This is a genomic window from Roseitalea porphyridii (genome assembly GCF_004331955.1).
Classification (GTDB): Bacteria; Pseudomonadota; Alphaproteobacteria; order Rhizobiales; family Rhizobiaceae; genus Roseitalea; species Roseitalea porphyridii.
The window spans coordinates 1,819,393-1,844,889 of the sequence record NZ_CP036532.1; the positions used below are offsets into that span (position 1 = coordinate 1,819,393).

Annotated in this window: 23 protein-coding genes and 1 tRNA gene; 10 read left to right on the forward strand and 14 right to left on the reverse strand. The window is 66.1% G+C overall.

Annotated elements, in window-relative coordinates; all coding sequences use genetic code 11:
- The first annotated feature begins 78 nt into the window (after nucleotides 1–78).
- From dusB to hflX, 9 genes are all read left to right on the forward strand, one after another.
- Nucleotides 79–1,125, forward strand: coding sequence for a tRNA dihydrouridine synthase DusB (dusB, locus tag E0E05_RS08920; protein WP_131616387.1), 1,047 nt, complete (start codon nucleotides 79–81; stop codon nucleotides 1,123–1,125).
- Complete coding sequence (locus E0E05_RS08925) at nucleotides 1,122–2,270, forward strand: two-component system sensor histidine kinase NtrB (RefSeq protein WP_131616388.1); 1,149 nt, start codon at nucleotides 1,122–1,124, stop codon at nucleotides 2,268–2,270. The genes dusB and E0E05_RS08925 overlap by 4 nt, the downstream gene beginning before the upstream one ends.
- Entirely contained in the window at nucleotides 2,267–3,727 is a 1,461-nt protein-coding gene (gene ntrC / locus E0E05_RS08930; protein WP_131616389.1) for a nitrogen regulation protein NR(I), read from the forward strand. Before E0E05_RS08925 ends, ntrC begins: the two co-directional genes overlap by 4 nt.
- A 159-nt stretch (nucleotides 3,728–3,886) precedes the next feature.
- Nucleotides 3,887–6,217, forward strand: a complete 2,331-nt coding sequence (locus E0E05_RS08935) for a sensor histidine kinase (RefSeq protein WP_210215688.1) — start codon at nucleotides 3,887–3,889, stop codon at nucleotides 6,215–6,217.
- Complete coding sequence (gene ntrX, locus E0E05_RS08940; RefSeq protein ID WP_131616390.1) at nucleotides 6,214–7,575, forward strand: nitrogen assimilation response regulator NtrX; 1,362 nt, start codon at nucleotides 6,214–6,216, stop codon at nucleotides 7,573–7,575. The genes E0E05_RS08935 and ntrX overlap by 4 nt, the downstream gene beginning before the upstream one ends.
- Nucleotides 7,576–7,581: 6 nt before the next feature.
- Nucleotides 7,582–8,958 carry a Trk system potassium transporter TrkA gene (gene trkA, locus E0E05_RS08945; RefSeq protein WP_131616391.1) on the forward strand — a complete coding sequence of 459 codons (1,377 nt, stop codon included), beginning with the start codon at nucleotides 7,582–7,584 and terminating at the stop codon, nucleotides 8,956–8,958.
- 29 nt (nucleotides 8,959–8,987) lie between these two features.
- The gene (locus tag E0E05_RS08950; protein WP_131616392.1) at nucleotides 8,988–9,878 is read left to right on the forward strand and encodes a D-amino-acid transaminase; all 891 of its coding nucleotides are present in this window, start codon (nucleotides 8,988–8,990) and stop codon (nucleotides 9,876–9,878) included.
- 132 nt (nucleotides 9,879–10,010) lie between these two features.
- Complete coding sequence (gene hfq / locus E0E05_RS08955; RefSeq protein WP_131616393.1) at nucleotides 10,011–10,262, forward strand: RNA chaperone Hfq; 252 nt, start codon at nucleotides 10,011–10,013, stop codon at nucleotides 10,260–10,262.
- A complete protein-coding gene (gene hflX / locus E0E05_RS08960; protein ID WP_131616394.1) occupies nucleotides 10,259–11,638 on the forward strand; it encodes a GTPase HflX in 1,380 nt (459 codons plus the stop codon). The genes hfq and hflX overlap by 4 nt, the downstream gene beginning before the upstream one ends.
- A 6-nt stretch (nucleotides 11,639–11,644) precedes the next feature.
- On the opposite strand, the gene mazG is transcribed toward hflX, so the two are convergent.
- The 10 genes from mazG to E0E05_RS09010 form a co-directional block, all read right to left on the reverse strand.
- The gene (gene mazG, locus E0E05_RS08965) at nucleotides 11,645–12,484 is read right to left on the reverse strand and encodes a nucleoside triphosphate pyrophosphohydrolase (protein WP_131616395.1); all 840 of its coding nucleotides are present in this window, start codon (nucleotides 12,482–12,484) and stop codon (nucleotides 11,645–11,647) included.
- A gap of 151 nt (nucleotides 12,485–12,635) precedes the next feature.
- Nucleotides 12,636–13,136 carry a YbaK/EbsC family protein gene (locus tag E0E05_RS08970; RefSeq protein ID WP_131616396.1) on the reverse strand — a complete coding sequence of 167 codons (501 nt, stop codon included), beginning with the start codon at nucleotides 13,134–13,136 and terminating at the stop codon, nucleotides 12,636–12,638.
- On the reverse strand, nucleotides 13,133–13,960 hold the full coding sequence (locus E0E05_RS08975) for an MBL fold metallo-hydrolase (protein ID WP_131616397.1): 828 nt from the start codon (nucleotides 13,958–13,960) through the stop codon (nucleotides 13,133–13,135). The genes E0E05_RS08970 and E0E05_RS08975 overlap by 4 nt, the downstream gene beginning before the upstream one ends.
- The gene (locus E0E05_RS08980; RefSeq protein WP_131616398.1) at nucleotides 13,950–14,747 is read right to left on the reverse strand and encodes a TatD family hydrolase; all 798 of its coding nucleotides are present in this window, start codon (nucleotides 14,745–14,747) and stop codon (nucleotides 13,950–13,952) included. The genes E0E05_RS08975 and E0E05_RS08980 overlap by 11 nt, the downstream gene beginning before the upstream one ends.
- On the reverse strand, nucleotides 14,747–16,294 hold the full coding sequence (gene metG / locus E0E05_RS08985; protein ID WP_131616399.1) for a methionine--tRNA ligase: 1,548 nt from the start codon (nucleotides 16,292–16,294) through the stop codon (nucleotides 14,747–14,749). The genes E0E05_RS08980 and metG overlap by 1 nt, the downstream gene beginning before the upstream one ends.
- Nucleotides 16,295–16,384: 90 nt before the next feature.
- On the reverse strand, nucleotides 16,385–17,422 hold the full coding sequence (locus E0E05_RS08990; protein WP_131616400.1) for a DNA polymerase III subunit delta': 1,038 nt from the start codon (nucleotides 17,420–17,422) through the stop codon (nucleotides 16,385–16,387).
- Nucleotides 17,422–18,120, reverse strand: a complete 699-nt coding sequence (gene tmk, locus E0E05_RS08995) for a dTMP kinase (protein WP_244597646.1) — start codon at nucleotides 18,118–18,120, stop codon at nucleotides 17,422–17,424. The genes E0E05_RS08990 and tmk overlap by 1 nt, the downstream gene beginning before the upstream one ends.
- Entirely contained in the window at nucleotides 18,117–19,307 is a 1,191-nt protein-coding gene (locus tag E0E05_RS09000; protein WP_131616402.1) for a D-alanyl-D-alanine carboxypeptidase family protein, read from the reverse strand. Before E0E05_RS09000 ends, tmk begins: the two co-directional genes overlap by 4 nt.
- A gap of 82 nt (nucleotides 19,308–19,389) precedes the next feature.
- Nucleotides 19,390–20,361 carry a septal ring lytic transglycosylase RlpA family protein gene (locus E0E05_RS17895; protein WP_428977573.1) on the reverse strand — a complete coding sequence of 324 codons (972 nt, stop codon included), beginning with the start codon at nucleotides 20,359–20,361 and terminating at the stop codon, nucleotides 19,390–19,392.
- A 125-nt stretch (nucleotides 20,362–20,486) separates the two neighbouring features.
- Complete coding sequence (locus tag E0E05_RS09010) at nucleotides 20,487–20,870, reverse strand: hypothetical protein (protein ID WP_131617973.1); 384 nt, start codon at nucleotides 20,868–20,870, stop codon at nucleotides 20,487–20,489.
- A 170-nt stretch (nucleotides 20,871–21,040) separates the two neighbouring features.
- Between E0E05_RS09010 and E0E05_RS09015 the strand changes: the two genes are divergently transcribed.
- Nucleotides 21,041–21,130, forward strand: a tRNA-Ser gene (locus E0E05_RS09015).
- Nucleotides 21,131–21,612: 482 nt separating this feature from the next.
- Here E0E05_RS09015 and E0E05_RS09020 read toward each other — a convergent pair.
- Genes E0E05_RS09020 through E0E05_RS09035 form a run of 4 tightly spaced genes read right to left on the reverse strand, consistent with a single transcriptional unit; the run spans nucleotide 21,613 to nucleotide 25,440 of the window.
- Nucleotides 21,613–22,704, reverse strand: a complete 1,092-nt coding sequence (locus E0E05_RS09020; protein ID WP_131616403.1) for an ABC transporter ATP-binding protein — start codon at nucleotides 22,702–22,704, stop codon at nucleotides 21,613–21,615.
- Nucleotides 22,705–22,706: 2 nt separating this feature from the next.
- Nucleotides 22,707–23,465: an MBL fold metallo-hydrolase gene (locus tag E0E05_RS09025; protein ID WP_131616404.1), complete on the reverse strand. Its 759-nt coding sequence runs from the start codon at nucleotides 23,463–23,465 to the stop codon at nucleotides 22,707–22,709.
- Nucleotides 23,462–24,688, reverse strand: coding sequence for a glycoside hydrolase family protein (locus tag E0E05_RS09030; protein WP_131616405.1), 1,227 nt, complete (start codon nucleotides 24,686–24,688; stop codon nucleotides 23,462–23,464). Before E0E05_RS09030 ends, E0E05_RS09025 begins: the two co-directional genes overlap by 4 nt.
- Complete coding sequence (locus E0E05_RS09035; protein ID WP_158629314.1) at nucleotides 24,685–25,440, reverse strand: creatininase family protein; 756 nt, start codon at nucleotides 25,438–25,440, stop codon at nucleotides 24,685–24,687. Before E0E05_RS09035 ends, E0E05_RS09030 begins: the two co-directional genes overlap by 4 nt.
- Nucleotides 25,441–25,497 lie beyond the last annotated feature (57 nt).

A 25,497-nucleotide genomic window follows, 5' to 3' on the forward strand; every position in this document is an offset into this window, starting at 1 on the left:
AAGACCTTCGGGAACGGCCCGGTTTATCAAAGCGGCATGATTGCGCAATCGCGCAACTCTGTATAAAGATTAGGCACGATGAACGTTTGCCCAAAAAACGCTCAAGCACCGACGCATGACGCTCTGCGCCAGCCGCTCGACATCGGCCCGGTGCGGCTGCGCAACCGCGTGTTTCTGGCGCCGATGTCGGGTATCTCGGACGCGCCGTTCCGCCGACTGGCGTATGGGCATGGAGCCGGGCTCGTCGTCAGCGAGATGACTGCCAGCCGCGAACTCTGCCAGGCGCATGCCGAAAGCCGCAAGCGGGCGATGCGCCACGCCGGGCAGGGGCCATTCATGCTGCAACTGGCCGGCCGCGAATCGCGCTGGATGGGCGAAGCCGCCCGCATTGCCGTCGACGCCGGCGCCGACGTCATCGACATCAACATGGGCTGCCCGGCCAGGAAGGTGACGGGCGGCCTGTCTGGTTCGGCGCTGATGCGTGACCTCGACCATGCGCTGACGCTGATCGAGGCGACCGTCAAGGCGGTCGATGTGCCGGTGACCCTCAAGATGCGGCTTGGCTGGGACGGGGACTCGGTGAACGCGCCCGAACTGGCTCGCCGCGCCGAACAGGCCGGCGTCCGGATGATGACCGTGCATGGCCGCACGCGTCAGCAGTTCTATGAGGGCAGGGCGGACTGGCACGCCGTCGCCGCCGTGCGTGAGGCGATCACGGTGCCCCTCGTCGTCAATGGCGACATCACCGATCCGGCTTCCGCCCGCTCGGCGCTCGCCGCCTCGGGCGCCGACGCGGTGATGGTCGGCCGCGCCGCCTGCGGCCGGCCCTGGCTCGCCGGACAGATCGCCGGCGAGGCGGACGACACGATCCCGGATGCCGACGCCATCGCCGCCTATGTGATTGACCATTACGACGCGATGCTCGCACACTACGGCGCCGACATGGGCGTGCGCCACGCGCGCAAGCATCTGGGCTGGTACATCGACGCGCATGCGGCCCATCTTGTTGGCCTGCCGGCCTTCAAGGGCGCGATCCTGCGCGAGCGCGATCCCGACATCGTCCGGCAGAAGCTGGCGATCATCTTCGAGACCGCCGCCACTGCACCACGGAGCCTGGCCGCATGAGCAAGCCGCCCGTGCAGACCGACGGATCGTCGCGGGCTCTTCAGGTGCTCAACACGATCCGCGATCCCGTCATCCTGCTCGATGCGGACAATCTGATCCGTTTTGCCAATCTTGAGGCGGAGTATTTCTTCCTGTCCTCGTCGACCCATCTGGAAGGCCGCCGGATCGACGACTTCCTGCCTTTCTCGAGCCCGCTGATCGCGCTGATCGGCCAGGTGCGCGAGGAGGGTTCGCCGGTCAACGAGTACCGCGTCGACATTTCCTCGCCCCGCATCGGCCCCGACCGGATCGTCGACATTCATGTGACACCCGTGCCCGAGGAGGCCGGCGCCATGGTCATCGTGTTCCGCGAGCGGTCCATGGCGGACAAGTTCGACCGGCAGATGACCCATCGCGGTGCCGCCCGTTCGGTGACGGGCCTTGCCGCCATGCTCGGCCACGAGATCAAGAACCCGCTGTCCGGCATCAGGGGCGCGGCGCAACTGCTCGAACTGTCGGCCAACGACGAGGATCGCGCGCTGACGCAGCTCATCCGCGCCGAGACCGACCGCATCGTCCAGCTTGTCGACAAGATGGAGGTCTTCTCCGACGAACGCCCCGTCGATCGCCAGGCGGTCAACATTCACGTCGTGCTGGATCGCGTTGAAAAAATTGCCAAAACCGGTTTCGCGCGAAATGTGCGCTTCTCCCAGCATTACGACCCGTCGCTGCCCTATGTGGCCGGCAATCAGGATCAGCTCATCCAGGTGTTCCTCAACCTGGTCAAGAACGCGGCAGAGGCCTGCGGCCAGGCCGACCGGCCGCACGTCAAGCTCAAGACAGCCTACCGGCCCGGCATCCACCTTTCGATTCCCGGCGCCAGCGAGCGCGTCTCGCTGCCGCTCGAATTCTCGGTCGAGGACAACGGCCCGGGCGTGCCCGAGGACATGCAGATGCACATGTTCGACCCGTTCATCACGACCAAGCAGAACGGATCGGGCCTTGGCCTTGCCCTTGTCGCCAAGATCGTCGGCGATCATGGCGGCGTGATCGAATGCGACAGCGTGCCCGGTCGCACGGTCTTCCGTATCCTGATGCCGGCGGCCCCACCCCACATGGCGCCGCAGGCCGTCGCCGGTCACGACACGGCGGAGGAAACCGCATGAGCAACGGCACGGTGCTGGTCGCCGACGACGACGCCGCCATCCGCACCGTGGTCAGCCAGGCCCTGTCGCGCGCCGGCTACGATGTGCGCGTGACATCGAACGCGGCGACGCTCTGGCGCTGGGTTGCGGCCGGGGAGGGCGACGCGGTCGTCTCTGACGTCGTCATGCCCGACGACAACCTGTTCGACCTGCTGCCGCGCATGAAGAAACTGCGGCCCGACCTGCCGGTCATCGTCATGAGCGCCCAGAACACCTTCATGACGGCGATCCGAGCGACCGAGAAGGGCGCCTACGAATATCTGCCCAAGCCCTTCGATCTGGTCGAACTGACCGGCATCGTCGGCCGGTCGCTGACCGAACTCAAGCGCAAGGGGTCGGGCGACGGCGTCTCGCCCGACGATGCGGGCGAGGCGATGCCGCTGGTGGGCCGGTCACCGGCCATGCAGGACATCTACCGGGTGCTGGCCCGGATGATCCAGTCCGATCTGACCGTGCTGATCAACGGCGAGTCGGGTACCGGCAAGGAACTGGTCGCGCGCGCGCTGCACGAATACGGCAAGCGCAAGAACGGGCCCTTCGTCGCCATCAACATGGCCGCCATCCCGCGCGACCTGATCGAGTCGGAACTGTTCGGCCACGAGAAGGGCGCCTTCACCGGCGCCACCAGCCGCTCGACCGGCCGCTTCGAGCAGGCCGAGAACGGCACGCTCTTCCTCGACGAGATCGGCGACATGCCGATGGATGCGCAGACACGCCTTCTGCGCGTGTTGCAGCAGGGCGAATACATGACCGTGGGCGGCCGCACCCCGATCCGCACGAACGTCCGGATCGTCGCCGCCACGAACAAGGATCTGCGCGCGCTGATCAGCCAGGGGCTGTTCCGCGAGGACCTCTACTACCGCCTCAACGTCGTGCCGCTGCGCATACCGCCGCTGCGCGAGCGGCTCGAGGACATCGGCGATCTGGTCAGCCATTTCCTCGCCAAGGTCCATGACGAGGGCCTCGAAGCCAAGCGCATCCTGCCCGACGCACTCGAACTCATGCGCCGCTATGACTGGCCGGGCAATGTGCGCGAACTCGAGAACCTGATCCGGCGCCTCGCCGCGCTCTATCCCCAGGACGAGATCACGGCCGAGATCGTCGCCAGCGAACTGCGCTCGTCGGAGGGCGCGGGCGGCGGCGGCGAGGGGGCGCAGGGCGCGATCGCGGCCGGCGACATGTCGATCGCCCAGGCCGTCGAGGTCAACATGCAGCGCTACTTCGCCTCGTTCGGCGAGGCGCTGCCGCCGCCGGGGCTCTATCATCGTGTGCTGGCCGAGATGGAGTATCCGCTGATCATGGCGGCGCTGACGGCGACGCGCGGCAACCAGATCCGCGCCGCCGACGTGCTCGGCCTGAACCGCAACACGCTGCGCAAGAAGATCAAGGATCTGGGCGTCACCGTGATCAAGGGTTGACCCGACCCGCACGCGCCGTGCGAAGAAACGCCTTGTCAGCGCCCGGTGCGTTGCAATATTGCCACAATGTGTTGCAGGTATGCGACGCTGGCCGCAAAGGCCTGAAGCGGCCGTGACGGCGTCACGGGACGTTTCAAGGGGCGCAAGGCGGGATCGACCATGGTTTCGATGGAGCAGGGCACGCCCCGCTCGCTACTGACGCGAACCCTTGGCGGCGGGCATATCGGCCCGGCCGGCGGGATCGCCGTGGTCGCCGCCGCGCTCGTCACCGCCAGCGTCTCGTTCGTCATCCTGATCGGACTGACCCCGATCCAGCCCGACAACAGCGTCACGCTGACGGCGATCGTCATCAACGGCCTGTTCGTGGCCGCGCTACTGGTGCTGATCGGTCTCGAACTGCGCAACATCTGGCAGGCGCGCCGCGACCGCAAGGCGGCGTCCCGGCTGCATCTGCGCATCGTGAGCATGTTCTCGATCGTCGCCGCCGCGCCGGCGATCGTCGTCGCCGTCGTCGCCGCGGTCACGCTCGATCTGGGACTGGATCGCTGGTTCGAGATCAGGACGCAGACCATCGTCGACAGTTCGATCCAGGTGGCCGAATCCTACGTCAACGAGGCCGCGGTCAATCTGCGTGATTCGACCATCAACATGGCCTTCGCGCTCGATCAGCGCCGCACGCTGTTCAATCTGGACCGCAACGGCTTCCGGCTCCTGCTGACGCAGCAGGCGCGCGGGCGTGGCATGCTCGGCGCCTCGGTGATCCGCCCCGACGGCAGCGTCATCCATTCCGCCGACATCGAGGTCGACCGGCCGCTGCCGCTGCCGCCCGCCGATGCGCTCGCCGCCGCCGGTGACGGCACGCCCGTCATCATCCCGCCTGGACGCACCAACCTCGTCGGCGCCGTCATCCAGCTTCGCGAGATCGAGGATGCGCTGCTCTACACGCTGCGCACGGTCGACGCCGGCGCCCTCGACGCCGTGCGGCTTATGCAGCAGAACCGCACAGAATACCAGAACCTTGAAGCCAACCAGGGCACGGTGCAGATCGCCTTCGCGCTGCTCTATTTCGGCCTGACGCTGATCCTGCTGCTGTCGGCGATCTGGACCGGTATCGCCGTCGCCAACCGGATCGTCCGGCCGATCCGCCAGCTCATCAACGCCTCCGACGAGGTCGGTCGCGGCAATCTGGAGGTGCGCGTGCCGGTGCGCGCCACCGACGGCGACATCGCCCATCTGGGCGAGACGTTCAACGGCATGCTCGGGCAGCTCAAGAGCCAGCGCGACGAGATCCTGAGCGCCAAGGATGTCATCGACAAGCGCCGGCGCTTTTCCGAGGCCGTGCTCTCGGGCGTCTCGGCCGGGGTGCTGGGCGTCGACGATCGCGGCCGCATCAGCGTCGCCAACCGCTCGGCGGCGACGATCCTGAACGGCGGCCGGCCGATCGAGACCGGCGCGACGCTGAAGGACGTGGCCCCGCCCGTTCACGCCGGCTTCGTCCAGGCGATCCGGTCGCGCCGGGCCGACTATCGCGCGCCTGTGGCCTTCACCGATCGCGACGGCCGCGAACGTGTCCTCAACATCCAGGTCAATTTCGACCGGCAGCCGGCCGGCCAGCAGGGGGCGCCGACGCGGACCCATGTCGTCACCGTCGACGACGTCTCCGATCTGGTCGAGGCGCAGCGCTCGAGCGCCTGGGCCGATGTCGCCCGCCGCATCGCCCACGAGATCAAGAATCCGCTGACGCCGATCCAGCTGTCGGCCGAGCGCATCAAGCGCCGCTACGGCAAGGCGATCGATCCCGATGACCGGGAAGTGTTCGACCAGTGCACCGACACGATCATCCGGCAGGTCGGCGACATCGGCCGGATGGTCGACGAATTCTCCTCGTTCGCGCGCATGCCCAAGCCGGTCATGGCGAGCCAGGACCTGCGCGAGACGATCCGCGAGGCGGCGTTCCTCGTCGAGGTCAGCCGCAACGAGATCACGGTCGAGCGCGATCTGCCCGACGAGCCGCTGCCCGTCACCTTCGACGCCCGGCTTGTTGGCCAGGCGATCGGCAATGTCATCAAGAATGCCTCGGAAGCCATCGAGGCCCGGCTTGCCGGTCACGACAATGCCGAACTCGCCGGTCATATCCTTGTGCGCGGCTACCGCACGCCCGACGGTGGCCACGTCCATGTCGATGTGATCGACAACGGAAGGGGGCTGCCGGCGCAGAACCGGTCCAAGCTGCTCGAACCCTACATGACCACGCGCGAGAAGGGCACGGGCCTCGGCCTTGCCATCGTCCGCAAGGTCATGGAGGACCATGCCGGCGCGCTCGAACTGCACGATGCGCCGGCCGATTTCCACGATGGCATCGGCGCCATGGTGCGGCTCGTCTTTCCGCTGCGTGCGAATGCGCCCACCGGAAACGCCGGCGACATCGAACAAGCCGCCACGGCGCCGCAGGCCGCCGCGCGGGAAGGACGTCCGGAGGTCACCTCATGAAAGCCGACATCCTTGTCATCGACGATGAAGACGACATCCGCGATATCGTCTCGGGCATTCTCGACGACGAGGGCCACGAGACGCGCACAGCCCATGACAGCGACTCCGCGCTGGCCGCGATCGCCGACCGCGTGCCACGCCTGATCTTCCTCGACATCTGGCTGCAGGGCAGTCGGATGGACGGCCTCGAACTGCTCGACGCGATCCAGCAGATGCATCCCGGCCTTCCCATCGTGATGATCTCGGGGCATGGCAACATCGAGACCGCCGTCTCGGCGATCAAGCGCGGCGCGTACGACTACATCGAAAAGCCGTTCAAGGCCGACCGTCTCGTGCTGGTCGCCGAGCGCGCGCTCGAGGCGCACGCCCTCAAGCGCGAGGTCGCCGCGCTCAAGCGCCATTCAGGCGGGCAGGCCGAGCTGACCGGCAACTCGCCGGCCATGAACGCGCTGCGCCAGCAGATCGACCGGATCGCGCCGACCAATTCGCGCGTGATGATCACCGGGCCGACCGGTTGCGGCAAGGAACTGGTCGCGCGGGCCATCCACAGCGCCTCCGAGCGCGCAAGCGGCCCGTTCGTCGCGCTCAACGCGGCAGCGATCACACCCAGCCGGATGGAGATCGAACTCTTCGGGACCGAGGCCAACGGCGCCGAGCGCAAGGTCGGCGCGCTCGAACAGGCCCATGGCGGCATCCTCTATCTCGACGAGGTCGCCGACATGCCGCAGGAGACCCAGTCGAAGATCCTGCGCGTGCTGGTCGAGCAGGAGTTCGAGCGGGTCGGCGGCGTAAGGCGGGTCAAGGTCGACGTGCGCGTGATCTCCTCGACCGCCTTCGATCTGGAGGCGCTGATCTCGCATCGCCGCTTCCGGCGCGATCTGTTCAACCGGCTCGCCGTCGTGCCGATCGCTGTCCCCGGCCTCGCCGACCGGCGCGAGGACATCGTCATGCTGGTCGACGGGTTCGTCCGCCAGATCAGCGCGCAGACCGGCATCCGGCCGCGCATGATCGACGACGATGCGATGGCCGTGCTGCAGGCGCATTCCTGGCCCGGCAACATCCGTCAGCTGCGCAATACGGTCGAACGGCTGCTGATCCTTGCCCGTGACGAACCAGAGGACCGGATGATCACGCCGGACATGCTGCCGGCCGAACTCAGCGAGAACCTGCCCAAGGCGCCCACCGCCGACGACACGCACATCATGTCGCTGCCGCTGCGCGAGGCGCGCGAGCGCTTCGAGCGCGACTATCTGCTCGCCCAGATCTCGCGTTTTGGCGGAAACATCTCGCGTACCGCCGAATTCATTGGTATGGAGCGCTCCGCCCTGCACCGGAAACTGAAATCCCTCGGAGTGTGATTTCCCATGCGCGTCATCATCTGCGGAGCCGGCCAGGTGGGCTTCGGCATCGCCGAGCGGCTGGCTTCCGAGGGCAATGACGTTTCGGTCATCGACACCTCCGAGCAGTTGATCGAACGCGTGCGCGACACGCTGGACGTGCGCGGCATCGTCGGTCACGGCAGCCATCCGGACGTCCTTGCCGCCGCCGGCGCCGATCAGGCCGAGATGATCATCGCCGTCACGCTCTACGACGAGGTCAACATGACCGCGTGCCAGGTGGCGCATTCGCTGTTCGACGTGCCCACCAAGATCGCGCGCGTCCGGGCCCAGTCCTATCTGGGTGCCCATTTCGGCGATCTCTTCTCGCGCGACCACCTTCCGATCGACGTCGTCATCTCGCCCGAAAAGGAAGTCGGTCAGGTCGTCCTCAAGCGCATCGCGCTGCCCGGCGCGACCGACGTCGTCCAGTTCGCCGACGACCATGTGACGATGATGGCGATCGAGTGCAGCGAGGATTGCCCGGTCGTCAACACGCCGCTCAGCCAGCTCACCGACCTGTTTCCCGATCTGAACGCGACCGTCGTCGGCGTCTGGCGCAACGAGAAGCTGTTCGTACCCCATTCGGCCGACCAGCTTCTGACCGACGATCTGGTCTATGTGATCTCCCATCGCGATCAGGTGCGCCGCACGCTCTCGCTGTTCGGGCACGAGGAGACCGAGGCGCGCCGCATCGTCATCGCCGGCGGCGGCAACATCGGCCATTTCGTCGCCACCGAACTGGAGCGCGAGGGCGCCCGCACCAATGTCAAGATCATCGAGCACAATCGCGAGCGCGCGATCCGCGTCGCCGACACGCTGCGCCGCACCATCGTTCTGCACGGCAGCGCTCTCGACCAGCAGATCCTGCACGAGGCCGATATCCAGGATGCCGAACTGATGGTCTCGCTGACCAATGACGATCAGGTCAACGTGCTGTCGGCGGTGATGGCCAAGAAGCTGGGCTGCGACGCGACGATGAGCCTGATCAACGATCTGGGTTACCAGTCATTCACGGCGACGCTCGGCATCGACGCCCACATCAATCCGCGCGCGGTCACCATCTCGCGGGTGCTCCAGCACATGCGCCGCGGCCGCATCCGCCAGGTCCATTCGGTGCAGAAGGGGCAGGCAGAAGTGCTCGAGGCCGAGGCGCTCGAAACCTCGCCGCTGGTCGGTCCGCCCCTGCGCGAACTCGACCTGCCCGAGGACATCCGCATCGGCGCGATCTATCGCAACGGCGAGGTGGTCCGCCCAGACGGCGAAACGCGGATCAAGGCGCACGACCGCGTCGTCATTTTCGCCAAGACCTCGGCGGTCAAGCAGGTCGAGCAGCTGTTCCGCGTCAGCCTGCAGTTCTTCTGAAGCCGCCGAACCGAAAGGGAAGGGCACCCATGTCACGCATCGCCTACGTCAATGGCCGCTACGTGCCGCACCAAAGCGCGCGTGTGCATGTCGAGGACCGTGGCTACCAGTTCTCCGATGGCGTCTACGAGGTGTGCGAGGTCTCGGACGGCTATATCCTGGACCGGACCCGGCATCTCGAACGGCTGGACCGTTCGCTGTCGGAACTGGCGATCGGCTGGCCCGTGGAACGCGAGGCGCTCGGCCGGATCATGATCGAGGTCGCCGCGCGCAACCGGGTGCGCGACGGTCTGGTCTATGTCCAGGTCACGCGCGGCGTGGCACGGCGCGATCACCCGTTCCCCTCCGCCGACACGCGCCCGGCGCTCGTCGTCACGGCGCGGTCCACCGACCGGGCCGCGTTCGCCGCGAAGGCCGAAGAGGGGGTCGGCGTCATCACCGTGCCCGACACGCGCTGGGACCGGGTCGATATCAAGACGATCGGCCTGTTGCCCAACGTGCTGGCGCGCCAGCAGGCCCGCGACGCCGGGGCGGCCGAGGCGTGGCTCGTTGACGAAGACGGCATCGTTCTGGAAGGGGCGGCGACCAATGCGTGGATCGTCACGGGCGAGGGGGAACTGGTCACCCGTCCCGCCGTCTCCGGCATCCTGCGCGGCATCACCCGCGCGACCGCGATCGACACGGCGGCCGCGCTCGGCCTGACGATGGTCGAACGCGGTTTTACGGTCGGCGAGGCCAAGGCTGCCCGCGAGGCGTTCATGACGTCGGCGACCTCTCAGGTCATGCCGGTCGTGCGCATCGACGGGGCGCCCGTCGCCAATGGCTATCCCGGTGAGATCACACGGCAATTGCGCGGCGCCTTCTTCGCCCATGCGGAAAAAATCGCCGTGCGCGGATCGCTCGCACTTGAAAAGCCGTGATCTTTTGGCAAATCTTCACACATGGCTAGGGTCATAAGCCACAGACGTGACAAGATCGGTCCACCGTACAAGAAGCCAAACGGCCGCACAGGCCAATAGACAAACAGCACGCACCAAGGCGGGGCAACAATAATGGCGGAGAGGTCGCAGAACCTTCAGGACCAGTTTCTGAACGCGGTCAGGAAACAGAAGATCCCGCTGACCATTTTTCTGGTCAACGGCGTGAAATTGACGGGCGTCGTCACGTCGTTCGACAATTTCTGCGTTCTGCTGCGCCGTGACGGCAGCGCGCAACTGGTCTACAAGCACGCCATTTCCACCGTGATGCCGAGCCAGCCCGTTCAGCTGTTCGACAGCGAGAGCGCGAGCCAGAAGACCGATTGACCGAATTCGACACCACCCCCGGCACCGCAAAGCAGGGCCGCTTCGGCGGCGTTGACCGACGCGGAAAGCCGACACGCGCGATCGTCATCGCGCCCGACATCTCGCGGCGGCCGGCAGCAACGCCCGACGCGCAGGGACCGTCGCGCACGGCCGACGAGCGCCTGTCCGAGGCGGTCGGCCTTGCGCTGGCGATAGATCTGGAAATCGCCGCCCAGTTCGTCGTGCCGCTTGCCAAGCCGGTGCCGGCCACGCTTCTGGGCAGCGGCAAGGTCGACGAGATCGCCGGCGTCATCGCCGCTGAAAAGGCGGGCCTTGTCGTGGTCGACCATGCTTTGACGCCGGTGCAGCAGCGCAATCTCGAAAAGGCCTGGAACGCCAAGGTGCTCGACCGCACCGGGCTGATCCTCGAGATCTTCGGGCGGCGCGCGCGGACGAAGGAGGGCACGCTGCAGGTCGAACTGGCGCATCTGAACTATCAGCGCGGTCGGTTGGTGCGGTCATGGACCCACCTCGAGCGCCAGCGTGGCGGCGCGGGCTTCATGGGCGGGCCGGGCGAGACGCAGATCGAGGCCGACCGCCGCATCCTGCGCGACAAGATCAAGCGGCTGGAGAACGAACTCGACCAGGTCCGCCGCACGCGCACGCTGCACCGTTCCAAACGCCAGAAGGTGCCGCTGCCGGTCGTCGCGCTGGTCGGCTACACCAATGCCGGCAAGTCGACGTTGTTCAACCGGCTGACCGGCGCCGACGTGATGGCCGAGAACATGCTGTTCGCCACGCTCGACCCGACGCTGCGCCGCGTCGGCCTTCCCGGCGGGACCGAAGCGATCCTGTCGGACACGGTCGGCTTCATCTCCGACCTGCCGACCCATCTCGTCGCCGCGTTCCGGGCCACGCTCGAGGAGGTCGAGGAGGCCGATCTCGTCATCCACGTCCACGACGCCGCTGACCCGCAGGCGGGCGCGCAGGCCGAGGACGTGCGCACCGTGCTCGCCGACATGGGCGTGACCCCGGACGACGATCACGTCATCGAGGCCCACAACAAGATCGACGCGCTGGGCCCGGCCGAGCGGGACGCGCTCGTGCGGCGGCTCGGGGACACCGAGGGCGAAGTCGCCCTGTCGGCGCTGACCGGCGAAGGCATGGACGCCCTGAAGGCGCTGATCGAGCGCAAGATCGCCGGCGCCCTGGTGACGCGCCGTTTCGTCGTGCCGGCGGCCAACTACGAGGACGTCGCCTGGCTCTACGACCATGCGATCGTCCGCGATCGCGACGACCTCGACAGCGGCGCGGTGGCCGTGACCGTGCAGATGACCCGCGAGGCGGCGGACGGCTATGCGCGCCGCCAGCAACAGCGCGAGCGGCAGGCCGGGTAGGGCGGCCTAATCCGCAGCCAGCTTTTCCGCCGCCTTCACCGAATCCCAGATCGCGTCCATCTCTTCGAGCGTTGCGGCATCCAGTGTCCGGCCGCGCCGTTCCAGTTCGCGCTCGATGGCGCGAAAACGCCGGGCGAACTTGGCGTTGGTCGCTTCGAGCGCCGCTTCGGGCTCGACGCCCAGATGACGCCCCAGATTGACCATCGCGAACATCAGATCGCCGAACTCGTCCGCAATTCCCGCTTGGTCGCCAGTCTCGACGCGCTCGGCAACCTCATCGAACTCCTCGCGGATCTTGGAGAGAACCGGCGGCGCCGTGTCCCAGTCGAAGCCGGCGGTCGCGGCGCGCTTCTGCAGCTTGAGCGCGCGCATCAGCGCGGGCAGGGCGCGCGGCACGTCGTCGAGCAGGGAAGGGACTTCGCCCTGCCCGTTTGCCGCCGCGTCGCGGTGCGCCGCGGCGCGCTCCGCCTTTTCCTCGGCCTTGATCCGCTCCCAGGTGCCCTTTGCGAGCTTGCGGCCCCGCACCGTCTCGTCGCCGAAGACGTGCGGATGCCGGCGGATCATCTTGCGCGTGACCGCATACACGACATCGCCGAAGTCGAACAGGCCGTCTTCCTCGGCCATGCGCGCATGGTAGACGATCTGCAGGAGCAGGTCGCCCAGTTCATCGACGAGATCGACCATGTCGCCGCGTTCGATCGCATCGGCGACCTCATAGGCTTCCTCGATCGTGTAGGGCGCGATCGTTTCGAAGGTCTGCTCGACATCCCAGGGACAACCCGTCTCGGGGTCGCGCAGCCGCGCCATGATCTCGATCAGCCGTGCGATGTCGCGGGACGGTTCCATGCGGGTCTCCGGGTTGCCGCCGTTCCTGACACGGCGGCGCTGAAGGGCGCAAGTCGGCACAAAGGGCAGCCGCATTGCCGTGCATACGCCGCACCGCGCTCCACCGACACCAATGTCGCATAAGATGGATTATGGAACTGGAGCGGACGCGTCAGCCGTGCGGACGGACGCTGATCGTCTCCGCACCGATGGCCTCGGCGAGCGCATTCGGGTCGACGCTGAACACGCTGTCCGGTCGGCCGGCCGCCGCCCAGACCGTATCGAAGCCCAGCAACGTCTCGTCCATATGCACCGGCGTCGGCGTCAGGTGGCCGATCGGTGCCACGCCGCCGATGGCGAAACCGGTCTCCTGGCGCACGCGCTTGCCGTCAATTCGCTTGAGCTCCAGCCCGTAAGTGTCTGCGATGAAATCGAGATCGGCATTGTGCGCACCGGAGACGAGCAGCATCACCAGCGCATCGGTCCGCGCGTCCTCGAACACCAGCGACTTGACGATCTGCGCGACATCGCAGCCGCAGGCCCGCGCGGCATCCTCGGCCGTGCGCGTCGACTGGTCCATGGTCTTCAGTTCGATGTCGAGGCCAAGCGCCGAGGCGGCGTCGGCGACGCGCGCCATGGACGATCCAGGCTTGGGAATGACGGGTTCGCTCATCGTTGCACCATTGCGGTTTCGATCACCTGGCCGTCAAAGCACGGCGCGACATGGTCGGGTGTGTCGGCCAGCACGGTGTCGTAGTCGAGCGGAATGTGCATGTGCGTCAGGAAAGCGCGTTTTGGCGCAAGCCGCTCGATCATGTCGAGCGCCTGTGCCAGCGAGAAATGGCTCGGATGCTCCCGATACTGAAGCGCGTCGATGATCAGCGCGTCGAGACCGGCAAGCTTGTCCATGGTCGCATCCGGCATGCCGGACACATCCGGGCAATAGGCAAAATCGCCGATCCGGAAGCCCAGCGAATGGATCCCGCCATGGTGCTGGTAGAGCGGCTCGAAGAGGATGGCGCCGCCCTGCCCGTTCACGTTAAACGGCTTGTCGTGCGCGATCCGGTTGTCGATCAGGATGGGCGGATAGGCGCTGCCTTGCGGCGTCTTGAAGCAGTAGCCGAACGCGGCATGCAGCCGCTCGGAGGTGGCGGCATCGGCGTAGATCGGGATCATCTGGCCCTGTGCGAAGACGAAGCTGCGCACGTCGTCGATGCCGTGAATATGGTCGGCATGGGCGTGCGTGTAGACGACCGCGTCGATCTGACGGACATCGGCCATGAGCATCTGCGCGCGGAAATCGGGGCCGGTGTCGATGACGACGCTCGTCGTGCCGGCATGGTTGACGCGCTCGACCAGCACCGAGGCGCGCATGCGCCGGTTCTTCGGATTGTGCGGATCGCATTTGCCCCAGTCGCCGTTCGGCCGCGGCGTGCCGGGCGAAGAGCCGCAGCCGAGCACGGTGACGCGCAGCGTGTCGCCGGCCTCAGCGGTCATGGCGCGGCACCTTGGCAAAGAGCGTATAGAAATTCTCGGTCGTCTGCGCCGCCAATTCGTCAGGTGGCATGCCCAGATGCTCGGCGAGCACGGCGGCGGTGTGGGCCACATAAGCCGGCTCGTTGCGCCGGCCGCGATGGGGTGGCGGCGCGAGATACGGCGCGTCGGTCTCGACCAGGATGCGGTCGCGGGGCAGGTCGCGGGCGATGTCGCGCAGTTCCTCGGAGCGCTTGAAGGCGGCGATGCCTGAAAAGGAGACGTAGCCGCCGAGCTTGACGCCGGTCTCGGCCAGCGCGCGGCCGGACGAGAAGCAATGCAGGACGAACGGGAAGGGCCCCTTCCCTTCGGTTTCCTCGGTCAGGATCGCGGCCATGTCCGCGTCGGCGTCGCGCGCATGGATGACGAGCGGCAGGCCGGTCTCGCGCGCCGCCGCGATATGCCGGCGGAAGCCTTCGGCCTGCGCCTCGCGCGGTGAATTGTCATAGTGATAGTCAAGGCCCGCCTCGCCGATCGCCACCACCTTGGGGTGATCGGACAGGCGCGCCAGGTCGCCGGCATGGATGTCGAGTTCGGTGTCGGCATGGTGCGGATGGGTGCCGACCGAGCAGAACACGTCCTCGAAGCGCTCGGCGATCGGCAGGATGCGCTCGGCGAACAGGTGCACCCTGGTCGAGATCGTCACCATGCGCACGAGCCCGGCCTGCCGCGCGCGCTCGACGACGGCGTCAAGTTCCGGCGTGAACGTGTCGAAGTCCAGATGGCAATGGCTGTCGACGAGGGTCGGCATCAGGCCCCCTGCCCGGCATTCTCCGCTTCGACATAGCGCGGAAAAACGCCCTGCGGCTTGGGCAGGTCCGTGCCGGCGACGAGTCGCGTTTCCAGATCGGCAAAGGTGCGCGCGTCTTCCGGCACGGCGACCAGATCGAGCAGCTTTGCCGACGCGTCGGGCATGAAGGGCTGCGTCATGAGCGCGATGCGCCGCACCGTCTCGGCCATCGTGTAGAGCACGGCCTTCATCCGCTCGGGATCGGTCTTGCGCAGCGCCCAGGGCGCCTGAGCGTCGATATAGCGGTCGGCCTGCGCGACCACCGCGAAGATCGCCTCGAGCGCCTTGTGCACGGCCTGCACGGCCATCGCCTCGCGCGCCGTTTCAAGCGCCGGCACGGCCGCGCCGATCAGCGCTTCGTCCTCGTCGGTCAGCGCGCCATGGTCCGGCACCTTGCCGTCGCAGTTCTTGGCGATCATCGACAGCGAGCGCTGGGCCAGATTGCCCAGTCCGTTGGCCAGATCGGCGTTTGTGCGCTGGACGATCGCGTCGTGGCTGTAATTGCCGTCATTGCCGAACGGCACCTCGCGCATGAAGAAATAGCGCATCTGGTCGACGCCGTAATGGTCGGCGATCTGGAACGGGTCGACGACGTTGCCGACCGATTTCGACATCTTCTCGCCCTTGTTGAACAGAAAACCGTGCCCGAACACACGCTTCGGCAAGGGCAGGTCCGCCGACATCAGGAACGCGGGCCAGTAGATGGTGTGGAAGCGCGTGATGTCCTTGCCGATGATGTGCACGTCCGCCGGCCAGAACCGGTTGCGCGCATGTTCGTCCGGCCAGCCGGTGGCGGTCAGGTAGTTGGTCAGCGCGTCGATCCACACATACATGACGTGGCGCTCGTCGCCGGGCACCGGCACGCCCCAGTCGAAGGTCGTCCGCGAGACCGACAGATCCTTCAGACCGCGCCTGACGAAGGCCACGATCTCGTTGCGACGGGTCTCGGGGCCGATGAAGTCGGGATGGCGCTCGTAATGGTCGAGAAGCTTGTCGGCATAGGCGGACAGGCGGAAGAAGTAACTCTCCTCCTCCATCCATTCGACCGGCGTGCCCTGCGGGCCGTAGCGCACGCCGTCGTCGCGCAGCTCGGTCTCGTCCTCGTCGTAATAGGCTTCCTCGCGCACCGAGTACCAGCCGGCATAGCTGTCCTTGTAGATGTCACCATTGGTCGCCATCCGCTCCCAGATCGCCTGGCAGGTGCGCCGGTGGCGGTCCTCGGTCGTGCGGATGAAATCGTCGTTCGACCCCGACATCGCCTCAGTCATCGCCTCAAAGCGGGCCGCGTTCCGGTCTGCCAGTTCGCGCACCTCGATCCCCTCCCCGCGCGCGGTCTGCAGCATCTTGATGCCGTGCTCGTCGGTGCCGGTCAGGAAGAAGACGTCCTTGCCGTCGAGCCGCGCGAAGCGCGCCAGCGCATCGGTAACGATGAACTCGTAGGCATGGCCGATATGCGGCTGGCCATTGGGATAGGAAATGGCCGTCGTGATGTAGAACTTGTCGCTCATGGACGCCTTGCGCGCGGCTGGTTGGGATGTGGCCGTGCTGTAGCGGATTTGCCGCGGGTTTCAAACCGCTGGGCGGGGTTTTTGAACGGCTCAGCCGCCATGCATCAGCGCGTGCACCCGCTGCGTGGCGACGAGGAATTCCTGCTTGCGATCGAGACCAAACGCGTCGGCCTGCCGCAACTGCACGCCAAGCGCCTGCTGGAAGGCGGCGATCCTGTCGGCACCACGCCTGTCACCGCCGAGCGCGGCGCTGCGCGCACGGCCCATCAGCATCTCGGCCATCATCTCGCGCAGCAGCGCATTGTGCGTGTCGTTGCCGCGCGCGCCGGCCACCTCGGCCAGCTTGTGCGCCAAAGCCGTATCGAACCGGGGTGCCGTGAACAGGCGGTCGAGACTGTCGCGCAGTTCGCCGCCGCCATAAAGCGCCAGCGTCAGCGCCTGGCGCGGCCTGCCACCGGCGAGCGCGGCAAGCCGATCGATATCCGGCTCGGCGACCGCACCGCCCACATGCGTGATCACCGCCGCGACGTCGGCATCGGCGAGCGTTTCGAACCGCACGCGCTGGCACCGCGACCGGATCGTCGGAAGCAGGCCACTTGCACCATGAGAAACAAGAAGAAACAATGTGTTGGCGGGCGGCTCTTCAAGTGTCTTCAAAAGCGCGTTGGCTGCCCCGCGCTGCATGTCGCCGACCGGATCGACGATCACGATGCGCGGCTGGTCCGCGCTTGCCGTCATCGACAGGAAGTGCTGCACGCGACGCACCTCGTCGACGGTGATCACGGTCTTGAAGCCCGATCCCTTGTCGTTCTGCGGACGGGTCAGATGGATCAGGTTGGGATGCACACCCTGGGCGATCTGCCGGTGGACGGCGGCATCGGGCCGTGGCGCCGGCAGCGTATCGCCCGGCGGCAAGGGCCCAGACAGAAGCGCATTGGCCAGGTGGAAGGCGGCGGTCGCCTTGCCGATTCCGTGCTGACCGTCGAGCAGGATCGCATGATGGCCCGACCGTGCGATCGCCAGCATCTCGGCGACGGCCCGCGCATGGCCGACCAGCCGCGTCGATGCACAGGGCGGCGGTACCTCGTCGAGGGCATCATGCTGTGCGGGCCAGGCCACCTGCTCCATCACCGACGTTCCCCGCCGGGTCGCCGCTCGAGCAGCGGCTCCACCGCATGCCAGACCGCCTCGGCGACATCGGCGGCGTCCCCGCTCGCATCGATCAGCCGGCACCTGTCGGGCTCGGCTTCGGCGATGTGGCGGAACGCGCGTCTGCGGGCCTCGTGAACGGCCACCGTTTCCTTCTCGAACCGGTCACGCTGCTGGCCCTGCGTGCGACGCGCATGGGCGCGCTTCAGCCCGGTTTCCGGATCGAGATCGAGAATGATCGTCAGGTCGGGAACGGTGCCGTGCACCGCGACCCGCTCGAGCGAGGTGACGAACCCTGGATCGAGATTGCCGCTCATGCCCTGATAGACGCGGGTTGAATCCATGAACCGGTCGACCAGCATGACCTCGCCGCGTGCCAGCGCCGGGCGAATGACCTGTTCGACGTGATCGTTGCGCGCGGCAGCGAAAAGCAGCGCCTCCATGGCGGGGCCGAAGCTTTCGGCCGCGGCTTGATCCAGCAGCACGTGTCGGACCGCTTCGGCGCCGGGCGTGCCGCCGGGCTCGCGCGAGACGGTAACGTCATGGCCGCGTGCGCGCAGGCGCTTGGCCAGAAGCCGGATCTGGGTCGACTTGCCAACCCCCTCGCCGCCTTCGAAGCTGATGAAAAGGCCTGTGCGGGTATCGTCGTTCACGGGCGTCCGGGCGGCGGCGGTCACGTCCTGATCCAGCCGATCGCCAGTTCGAGAAGCGCATCGAGGGCCTGCCGGTGGATCGGGCCGCGCTCGACGGACTGCGCGGCTTCGAGCGGCGCCGAATGAGCCAGTTCGTCGCCGAAATAGATGTGCAGGTCGGCGATCCGGTCGCCCTCGCCCACCGGTGCCGGCACCGGTCCGTCGAAGACGATGGCGGCCCGCAGGCTGCTCTGGCCGGTGAGCGGCATCAACACGGTCAGCGGGTCGATCAGGCGGACCGGCACCGAACCGCGTTCACCGCCGTAAAGGCGCACATTACCCACCTCGTCGCCCGCATCGAACAGGCTGTGGGGTTCGAAGGCCCGCATTCCCCAATCGAGCATCTTGCGCGCCTCCTCGGCACGCATGCGTTCGGATTCGAGCCCGCTCATCGCCACGATCAGCCGGCGCCCGTCGCGTGCGACCGAACCGACGATCGCGTAGCCCGAGGCTTCGGTGAAGCCCGTCTTGAACCCGTCGGCGCCGATCTCCATCGGCAGCAGCGGATTGCGGTTGCGCTGGGTGATGCCGTTCCAGGTGAACTCCCGCTGGCTGTAGAACTCGTAGAATTCGGGATAGGTGCGCTGGATGTGCAGCGCCAGCGTGATCAGGTCGCGCATCGTAACCGCCTGTCCCTCGGCGGGCAGCCCGGTCGAGTTGACGAAGTTGGAACCCTCAAGCCCCAGTTCGCGCGCCCGCTCGTTCATCAGTTGCGCGAACGCCGCTTCCGAGCCGGCAATCCCCTCGGCGATGATGATGCAGCCATCATTGGCGGACTGCACGATCACGCCCTTGATGAGGTCCTCGAGCCGGATCTCCGAATTGATCTCCGCGAACATGGTCGACGTGCCCGACGCCGCCCCGCCCGTGCGCCAGGCGTTCTCACTGACCAGGAACGTGTCGTCCATCGTCAGCCGGCCCATCTTTAGCGCGTGGAAGACCACCTCCATCGTCATCAGCTTGGCGAGCGAGGCCGGTGGGATCGGCACATCGGGGTTCTTGGCAAACAGGATGGTGCCGCTGCCGACATCGAGCAGCATCGCCTGTTCGGCCCGGGTCTCGAAGAGCTGGGCGCGGGCCGGCGGCGCGACCGCGCACGCAAGAGCGGCAATGAGCGCCAGAACGAAGACAGGATGCCGCCACCGGGCGGCCGTAACGAAGCTGAAGGGCATATGGGATCGGTCCCGGTCACGGATGTCCGTTACGGGCAAACCTAGTGTGAAGGCGCAGGGATTGGAAGATGCGGCGTGCCGCTCAGTCGGCCTTCCAGTCGGTGCGGGCCATCGGCTGCACCGCAAACGCATCGAAAGCGCTGGCGACGCGCCGGTCGGCATAGGCCGACGCGTCAAGACCGATCAGCGGACGCGTGGCACGGCGCAGCAGCGAGCCGGCCGTCGGCGTCTGCGCGGAAGTCTCGCCGAATCGTTCGGGCGCGGGCTCCCCGGTCGAGGCCATCATCACGCCGGGCCGACGCACACCCGGAAGATCCGGCCCCGCGCCGCCACCGCCGCGTGGCGCACCGACGGTCGGCGCGCCGCGGAACGAGGCGATCAGATATTCGTCGTCCTGGCCGTGCAGCGGAGCGCGGCCGAGATATTCCACCTTCACGTCGGCCGTGCCCGAGGAAATGTAGTCGAGCATGTAGGCGGCACGCTTGGACAGATCGATGACGCGGTCGTTGGAGAACGGGCCGCGGTCGTTGACCCGCACGATCACCGACCGGCCGTTGGCCTTGTTGGTGACCCGCGCATAGGACGGCAGCGGCATCGTCTTGTGCGCCGCCGTCAGGTGGTTCATGTCGTAGACTTCGCCATTGGCGGTCTTGCGGCCATGGAAGGCCTGACCGTACCAGGAGGCCCGCCCGTGCTGCACCGGCGGCTGGTCCGCGGTCGGATAGTAGCGGCGGCCGCGAACCGTATAGGGCCGACCGACCATCTCACGCCCGCCACCGCGCTGGATACGCGTTCCGTTGGCGACGCGAGGGCTGGCGGCGACACCATAGGCGGCGACCGAGAAGCTCTCCGCGCCCGAGGTGGCCGCGTTTTCGGTGAAGACAGGCAGGTTGGAAAGATTGATGACGTCGCTGCTGGCGGCGACGACACTGGAACTGCCGCTGGTCAGGGCGACCTTGGGCGACATCGAGGAACCGCAGCCCACAACGGCAATGCACAGCGCGGCGACGATGCCGCCCCGCCCCAAGCCGATCCTGAAGGTCGTGGTCCCCATAACCAATGGCGCATACACCAAGCTTTCGCGCCCGACCAGTCATGTCGGGCGATCAGGGGACCAGTATCGGTCATCTCGCTTATCAGGATGTTAAGAAGCGTGAGCTTCCCGCAGGCGCGCCCCGGTCACCCCTCGATGCGGGCGCGGCCCGAATAGCCATCGTCGCGGCGCCAGCGCAGCGTCGTCTCGCCGGTGCGACGCAGGGTGAAGCAGCTCACCTGGCCGTCGTACCAGGTCGGGAACTGCTGGCAGAGCTGGTCGCCCTGCACGAACCAGCGGCCGGTTTCGCGCGGCGCCATGAAACGGCCGAGGCCGAGCGCGCGGCCGTCACCTGTCACGCGGCCGTTGGCCTTGTAATGCAGCGGGAATTCGCCGCCGAACGGCGTGGCCAGGTAGACGCGCTTGCCGCCGATGGTTTCCTTGATCGCCGAACCGGCGAGCTGCTCGGCGGCGGCCGGCGCGGCGGTTGCGGCAAGGGCGAAAGCGGCGATAGCAAAGGCGCGGATCATCATCATATCCCCTTGTTTCGACGAAACTGTCACCTGTTACGACACGATGTCGCAACCGGATCATTTAACTGCCAAACGACTTTCCGCTTGTCCGGGTTCCGGTCGCCGCGCCCACACCTTGCTCACGCCGCCTTGCGGCGCGTGGGGCCGTGTGCCATCTAGATTTCATCGGAGGGGTGGCAGAGCGGTCGAATGCGGCGGTCTTGAAAACCGTTGAGGCTTTGCGGCCTCCGGGGGTTCGAATCCCTCCCCCTCCGCCATTGGTCTCTCAGCGCCATTGGCTGCCGTTACCGATCAGTGGGTCGGCGTGGCCCCGATTGTCCGTGGGGGACGGGCCAGACCGGATCAGCCACCGCGCCGGAGAAACTCGCGGTTGACGCAGTACCTCATGCGACCCGCGACCAGAAAATCCCGGATGATGCGTACAGATTTCGTCCGAGCAGCTGTACATCTTCACACACTGGACCACGCCTTATGTGGTGTAAGGATTACTTGATCCGACAGGTGCGAATTACCGCCTTTTGCAGCGGCCACAAGACCCAAATGATCAGCAATCATTGAACAGTTCTCCGCCGATACATCTCTTCTCAGATTGCAATCTGATCGCCAGATAAATGCTGTGAGCCATTGACTGCCCGAACAGGTCAGTGCGAGCTGACCGTAAACCGTCATGTCGTTCTGAACGGGGGCCATGATCACAGACGACTTGTTCGGCTTTCGCCCGGACTCCATCGCGGAGCCGTCAATCGGCTGCGATGCGTGCGCCTGAAGCCTCGTCGAAGAGATGAACCTTGCTGCTGTCAGGCATGATCGAAACGGTGTCGTCTGTCGAAAGCGTCAGTCGCTCACGGATCGCGCAGAGAATTTCGACGCCGTCAGCCTCCAGCACGAGATGCGTGTCGCTGCCTGTCGGCTCTATCAGGCGCACCGAAGCCTTCACGCCCTCCATGGCCCCGTCTCCAGGGATCACTGCGATATTCTCGGGCCGGATACCGTAGATCATCCGGCGCCCCGACAGTTCGGAGCCGACCCATTCGGGAAGCGGAAGGACGACGCGATCGCCCGCGGCAAACACGGGTCCAGTCTCGCCGGCGGAGACCGTTCCGGAAAGCAGGTTCATCGTCGGCGACCCGATGAAACTGGCCACGAAGGTGTTGGCGGGTCGGTCATAGAGATCGAGCGGAGCGCCGACCTGTTCGATGACGCCGTCGCGCATCACCACGATCCGGTCCGCCATCGTCATGGCCTCGACCTGGTCGTGGGTGACATAGATCATCGTGTTCCGGAGCGTCTGGTGCAACTGCTTGATTTCCGAGCGCATCTGCACACGCAATTGGGCGTCCAGATTGGACAGCGGCTCGTCGAACAGAAACACTTTGCTGTCCCGAACGATCGCCCGCCCCATGGCGACGCGCTGACGCTGACCGCCGGAGAGCTGGCCCGGGAAGCGTGCCAGAAGCGATTGAAGACCCAGGATTCCGGCGGCGTGGGACACGCTCTGGCCGATGGTCTCTTGCGGCGCTTTTCTCAACCGCATCGAGAAACCCATGTTCTCGCTGACGGTCATGTGGGGGTAGAGCGCGTAGTTCTGGAATACCATGGCAATGTTGCGCTCGCGCGGCGTGAGCTCGTTGACCACCTGTCCGCCGATCGAGATCTCGCCGCCGCTGATATCCTCCAGACCGGCGATCAGCCGCAGCAGAGTGGACTTGCCGCAGCCGGAAGGCCCGACAAGGGCGACGAATTCGCCGTCCTCGATGTGCACGCTGACGCCCTTCAACGCGTCGACGGTTCCGAACGTCTTGCGAACCTGGTCGATTCCCACCACAGCCATTGTCATACTCCTGCAGGCCGGAACGGCCGATCATGTCCGCAGATCACCAGTGTCGGCTCAAGCGCCTGAACGCGGTCGAGCGAGGCGTGAAGCTGCGCAAGCTGTTTGGGTCCGTACCACTGGGAGAAGGAGCGATCGGTGTATTCGGAGCGGATCATCGCCGTATCGCCGGCGATCAGAACGCGTTCATCGGCAGTCTCGACCAGAAGCGAGATGTGGCCGGCCGTATGGCCAGGCGTCGGGATCGCGGTCACGCCCGGCATGAGCGTGCACTGTTCGCTGATTTCCGTGATCTCGCCCATCATGGACTTCTTGGCCTCGACGATCGGCGCGCCTTCGATCGCGGTCATTTCCGCCAGTTCCCCGGCGCCGAGCACCCAGGGCTTTCCGGGCAGATGCACGATGGCTGCTGCATGATCGGTATGCGTATGCGTGGTCACAACCACGTCGATGTCGTCATAGGACAGGCCGCGGCTGGCGAGCGCATGCCACAGGATCGAATAGGCGCCGATGTGATGATTGCCGGGGTCGACGAGCATCGTCCGTTCGCCGCGCACCAGCACCGTCGAAGCGACCGGAAGGAACCCCACATTGGTGCGGAAGATCGGGTCGCCGTCGTCCGGTGACACCCCGAGCATGCGTTCCATGCGGTCGAGTTGCTGCTCCGGGTTGGACGCGAACATGTAGACCAGTTCGTCACTGTCCCAGCGGAACCGCAGGCAGACCGGATGGATGATAACTTCAACCGTCGGGGCGCTCATGACAGATCCCCCGCCAGGGCCGGCGCATTCCTGTGCAGGCCCGAACGGATCCAGTCCAGCGTTTCGAGCGCCATGAAGCTGTAATTGTAGAAGGTGAAGCCCGATGCCCGGCCTTGCGTCGCCGCGAGTTGGCTCGACAGGCCTGAAGCACTTTCGGTCTGCGGCAAGACGGCGCGAATTGCCGGAACCTGGGCAATGTCATCACCGACGACCTCGTTGTAGCGGGCGACGGCTGCCTTCAGGACCTCGGGATCGGTGAAGTAGAAGGTAGGGTGCAGCTCATCGATGGCCGGGATAATTCGGTCCAGATCGTTGCCGTTCTGCCAGGCGCGCCCGTTGGGTCCGAGTGGATAGAGCGGGCCGAAATCGAGACATGCCACCGTCATGTCCGCATCGGCCGCACGGATCGCCTCTGCCGATCGCACGATCAGGTCCGTGGGTCCGGCGTTGCGTGTCTTCAGATACGCGCCAAAGGCGCCACCGGCACCAGCTTCCAGCTCTGTCCAGCCCATTGGCTCGCGCGGCTTTCCGGCGAGCGCGTTGTCCACGGTTTCACGCACCCAGGACCGCACGATTTCGCCGTCCACGCCGTCTTCCCTCATGCGGCGCATGCATGCCGGGCAGAAGCACAGCGAGCTGAGGAATTCGGTGTCAGCATCCAGCGGCACACCGATAACTTCGTGATGATGGCCGTGCCGCAACGGGAGATATTCGATCGACTCGATCAGGATCCGTTCGAACAAGCCCATCGATGCGATATCGTCCATTACGTTGAGGACGAGATCGTCGACCTGGGCGTTGGAAGGACACAATGTGTGCGTGATCCGGTCGCCCCACGGATTTTCGACGACCATGTCCGGATGTGCAGTGCCGACGCCCGAATTGTGCAGAACGGGCATCCAGGCACTCAGCGAAATCCCACGCTTGCGTGCATGGTCCGCCAACCGCATCCAGAAACCCTCCCAGTCGTCGGAAAGATCGCTGACAGGCGGGGCCAATGGGTGCGAGCCGTGCCACCCGCCGGGTCGATAGTAGAGTGCACCCGGGGTGGGGAAGTAGAGGCGCCGCTTGGGATTGTGCGGCAGGAAGAACATGCCCGAATGGTACCAGGTGGTAAGATAGAGGGTATTGAGCCCGGCACGCTCGACCGCATCGAGAACCGCGTCGGCGCCCTCGTCGATCACGTCCCATGGATAGGCGTACAAGCCGAGCGGCGATTTCATGTGCGGGTCTCCTCCTGGTCATTACGGGGCCATGTCGCGAAGTCGGCGAAGAAGGCGGCCAACCGGGCAACCATCGCCTGAAACAGCGCCTCGCCCCGTTCCTGCGTGGCAAACGACGGTGCGCCGATCACGCCGGTCGGACTGAGTTCGCGAAAACTGGCGGCCGACGCCACGGCTCCGCCCGAAAGCAGGTCAGCTCCGAAATAGGCCGACCGATCGAGCAGATGGTCCGATGCCTTGTCCATGTCGACGAGGTCGGGGCGCGTGGCCAGCATCAACGCGGTTTCCATTTCGCAGGCATGCATGATTCCGCCCTTGTCGGATTCACGCCAATCGGCCAGTTCGGCCAGCGCAAAGTCCCAGTAGGATGCTGCCGCAGCGCGAATTCCGTGCTCGTAGAACAAGGTCTGGGTGAGATTCTTGAGAAGGTTCATATTGCCGCCGTGGCCGTTGATCATCGCGATACGACGGAAGCCATGATGGGCAAGACTGCGGGCTACCTGCCCTACGACGGCCGAGAACGTCTCGTCGTCCAATGTCACCGAGCCCGGAAAATCCATGTGATGGGGTGAATAGCCGGTCCAGACGGTTGGGGTGACGACGATTGCGGTGCCATCTTCGCAAGCGCGCTCGGCGGCTTCCTCACAGACGCTGCCCGCCAGATGCGCATCCACCATGAGCGGCAGGTGGTGGCCGTGCTGCTCGAAGGCGCCGACCGGTATCACGGCAACCGGATCACGCTCGAGCAGCATCTTGACCTCCGGCCATGTGTGCTCGGCCAGCTTTACCTTTCCACTCATCGTCTTGCC

Excerpts from the sequence above, each read along its gene's own strand:
- E0E05_RS09030 (WP_131616405.1), bottom strand. The coding sequence starts at position 24,688 with ATGAAATCGCCGCTCGGCTTGTACGCCTATCCATGGGACGTGATCGAC.
- E0E05_RS09000 (WP_131616402.1), bottom strand. The coding sequence starts at position 19,307 with ATGCCCTTCAGCTTCGTTACGGCCGCCCGGTGGCGGCATCCTGTCTTC.
- E0E05_RS09025 (WP_131616404.1), bottom strand. The coding sequence starts at position 23,465 with ATGAGCGCCCCGACGGTTGAAGTTATCATCCATCCGGTCTGCCTGCGG.
- hfq (WP_131616393.1), top strand. The coding sequence starts at position 10,011 with ATGGCGGAGAGGTCGCAGAACCTTCAGGACCAGTTTCTGAACGCGGTC.
- ntrC (WP_131616389.1), top strand. The coding sequence starts at position 2,267 with ATGAGCAACGGCACGGTGCTGGTCGCCGACGACGACGCCGCCATCCGC.
- E0E05_RS08975 (WP_131616397.1), bottom strand. The coding sequence starts at position 13,960 with ATGACCGCTGAGGCCGGCGACACGCTGCGCGTCACCGTGCTCGGCTGC.
- dusB (WP_131616387.1), top strand. The coding sequence starts at position 79 with ATGAACGTTTGCCCAAAAAACGCTCAAGCACCGACGCATGACGCTCTG.
- E0E05_RS09035 (WP_158629314.1), bottom strand. The coding sequence starts at position 25,440 with ATGCTGCTCGAGCGTGATCCGGTTGCCGTGATACCGGTCGGCGCCTTC.
- E0E05_RS08980 (WP_131616398.1), bottom strand. The coding sequence starts at position 14,747 with ATGCCGACCCTCGTCGACAGCCATTGCCATCTGGACTTCGACACGTTC.
- E0E05_RS08970 (WP_131616396.1), bottom strand. The coding sequence starts at position 13,136 with ATGAGCGAACCCGTCATTCCCAAGCCTGGATCGTCCATGGCGCGCGTC.
- trkA (WP_131616391.1), top strand. The coding sequence starts at position 7,582 with ATGCGCGTCATCATCTGCGGAGCCGGCCAGGTGGGCTTCGGCATCGCC.
- E0E05_RS08950 (WP_131616392.1), top strand. The coding sequence starts at position 8,988 with ATGTCACGCATCGCCTACGTCAATGGCCGCTACGTGCCGCACCAAAGC.
- E0E05_RS09020 (WP_131616403.1), bottom strand. The coding sequence starts at position 22,704 with ATGGCTGTGGTGGGAATCGACCAGGTTCGCAAGACGTTCGGAACCGTC.
- E0E05_RS08935 (WP_210215688.1), top strand. The coding sequence starts at position 3,887 with ATGGTTTCGATGGAGCAGGGCACGCCCCGCTCGCTACTGACGCGAACC.
- ntrX (WP_131616390.1), top strand. The coding sequence starts at position 6,214 with ATGAAAGCCGACATCCTTGTCATCGACGATGAAGACGACATCCGCGAT.
- E0E05_RS08925 (WP_131616388.1), top strand. The coding sequence starts at position 1,122 with ATGAGCAAGCCGCCCGTGCAGACCGACGGATCGTCGCGGGCTCTTCAG.
- E0E05_RS09010 (WP_131617973.1), bottom strand. The coding sequence starts at position 20,870 with ATGATCCGCGCCTTTGCTATCGCCGCTTTCGCCCTTGCCGCAACCGCC.
- E0E05_RS17895 (WP_428977573.1), bottom strand. The coding sequence starts at position 20,361 with ATGGGGACCACGACCTTCAGGATCGGCTTGGGGCGGGGCGGCATCGTC.
- metG (WP_131616399.1), bottom strand. The coding sequence starts at position 16,294 with ATGAGCGACAAGTTCTACATCACGACGGCCATTTCCTATCCCAATGGC.
- E0E05_RS08990 (WP_131616400.1), bottom strand. The coding sequence starts at position 17,422 with ATGGAGCAGGTGGCCTGGCCCGCACAGCATGATGCCCTCGACGAGGTA.
- mazG (WP_131616395.1), bottom strand. The coding sequence starts at position 12,484 with ATGGAACCGTCCCGCGACATCGCACGGCTGATCGAGATCATGGCGCGG.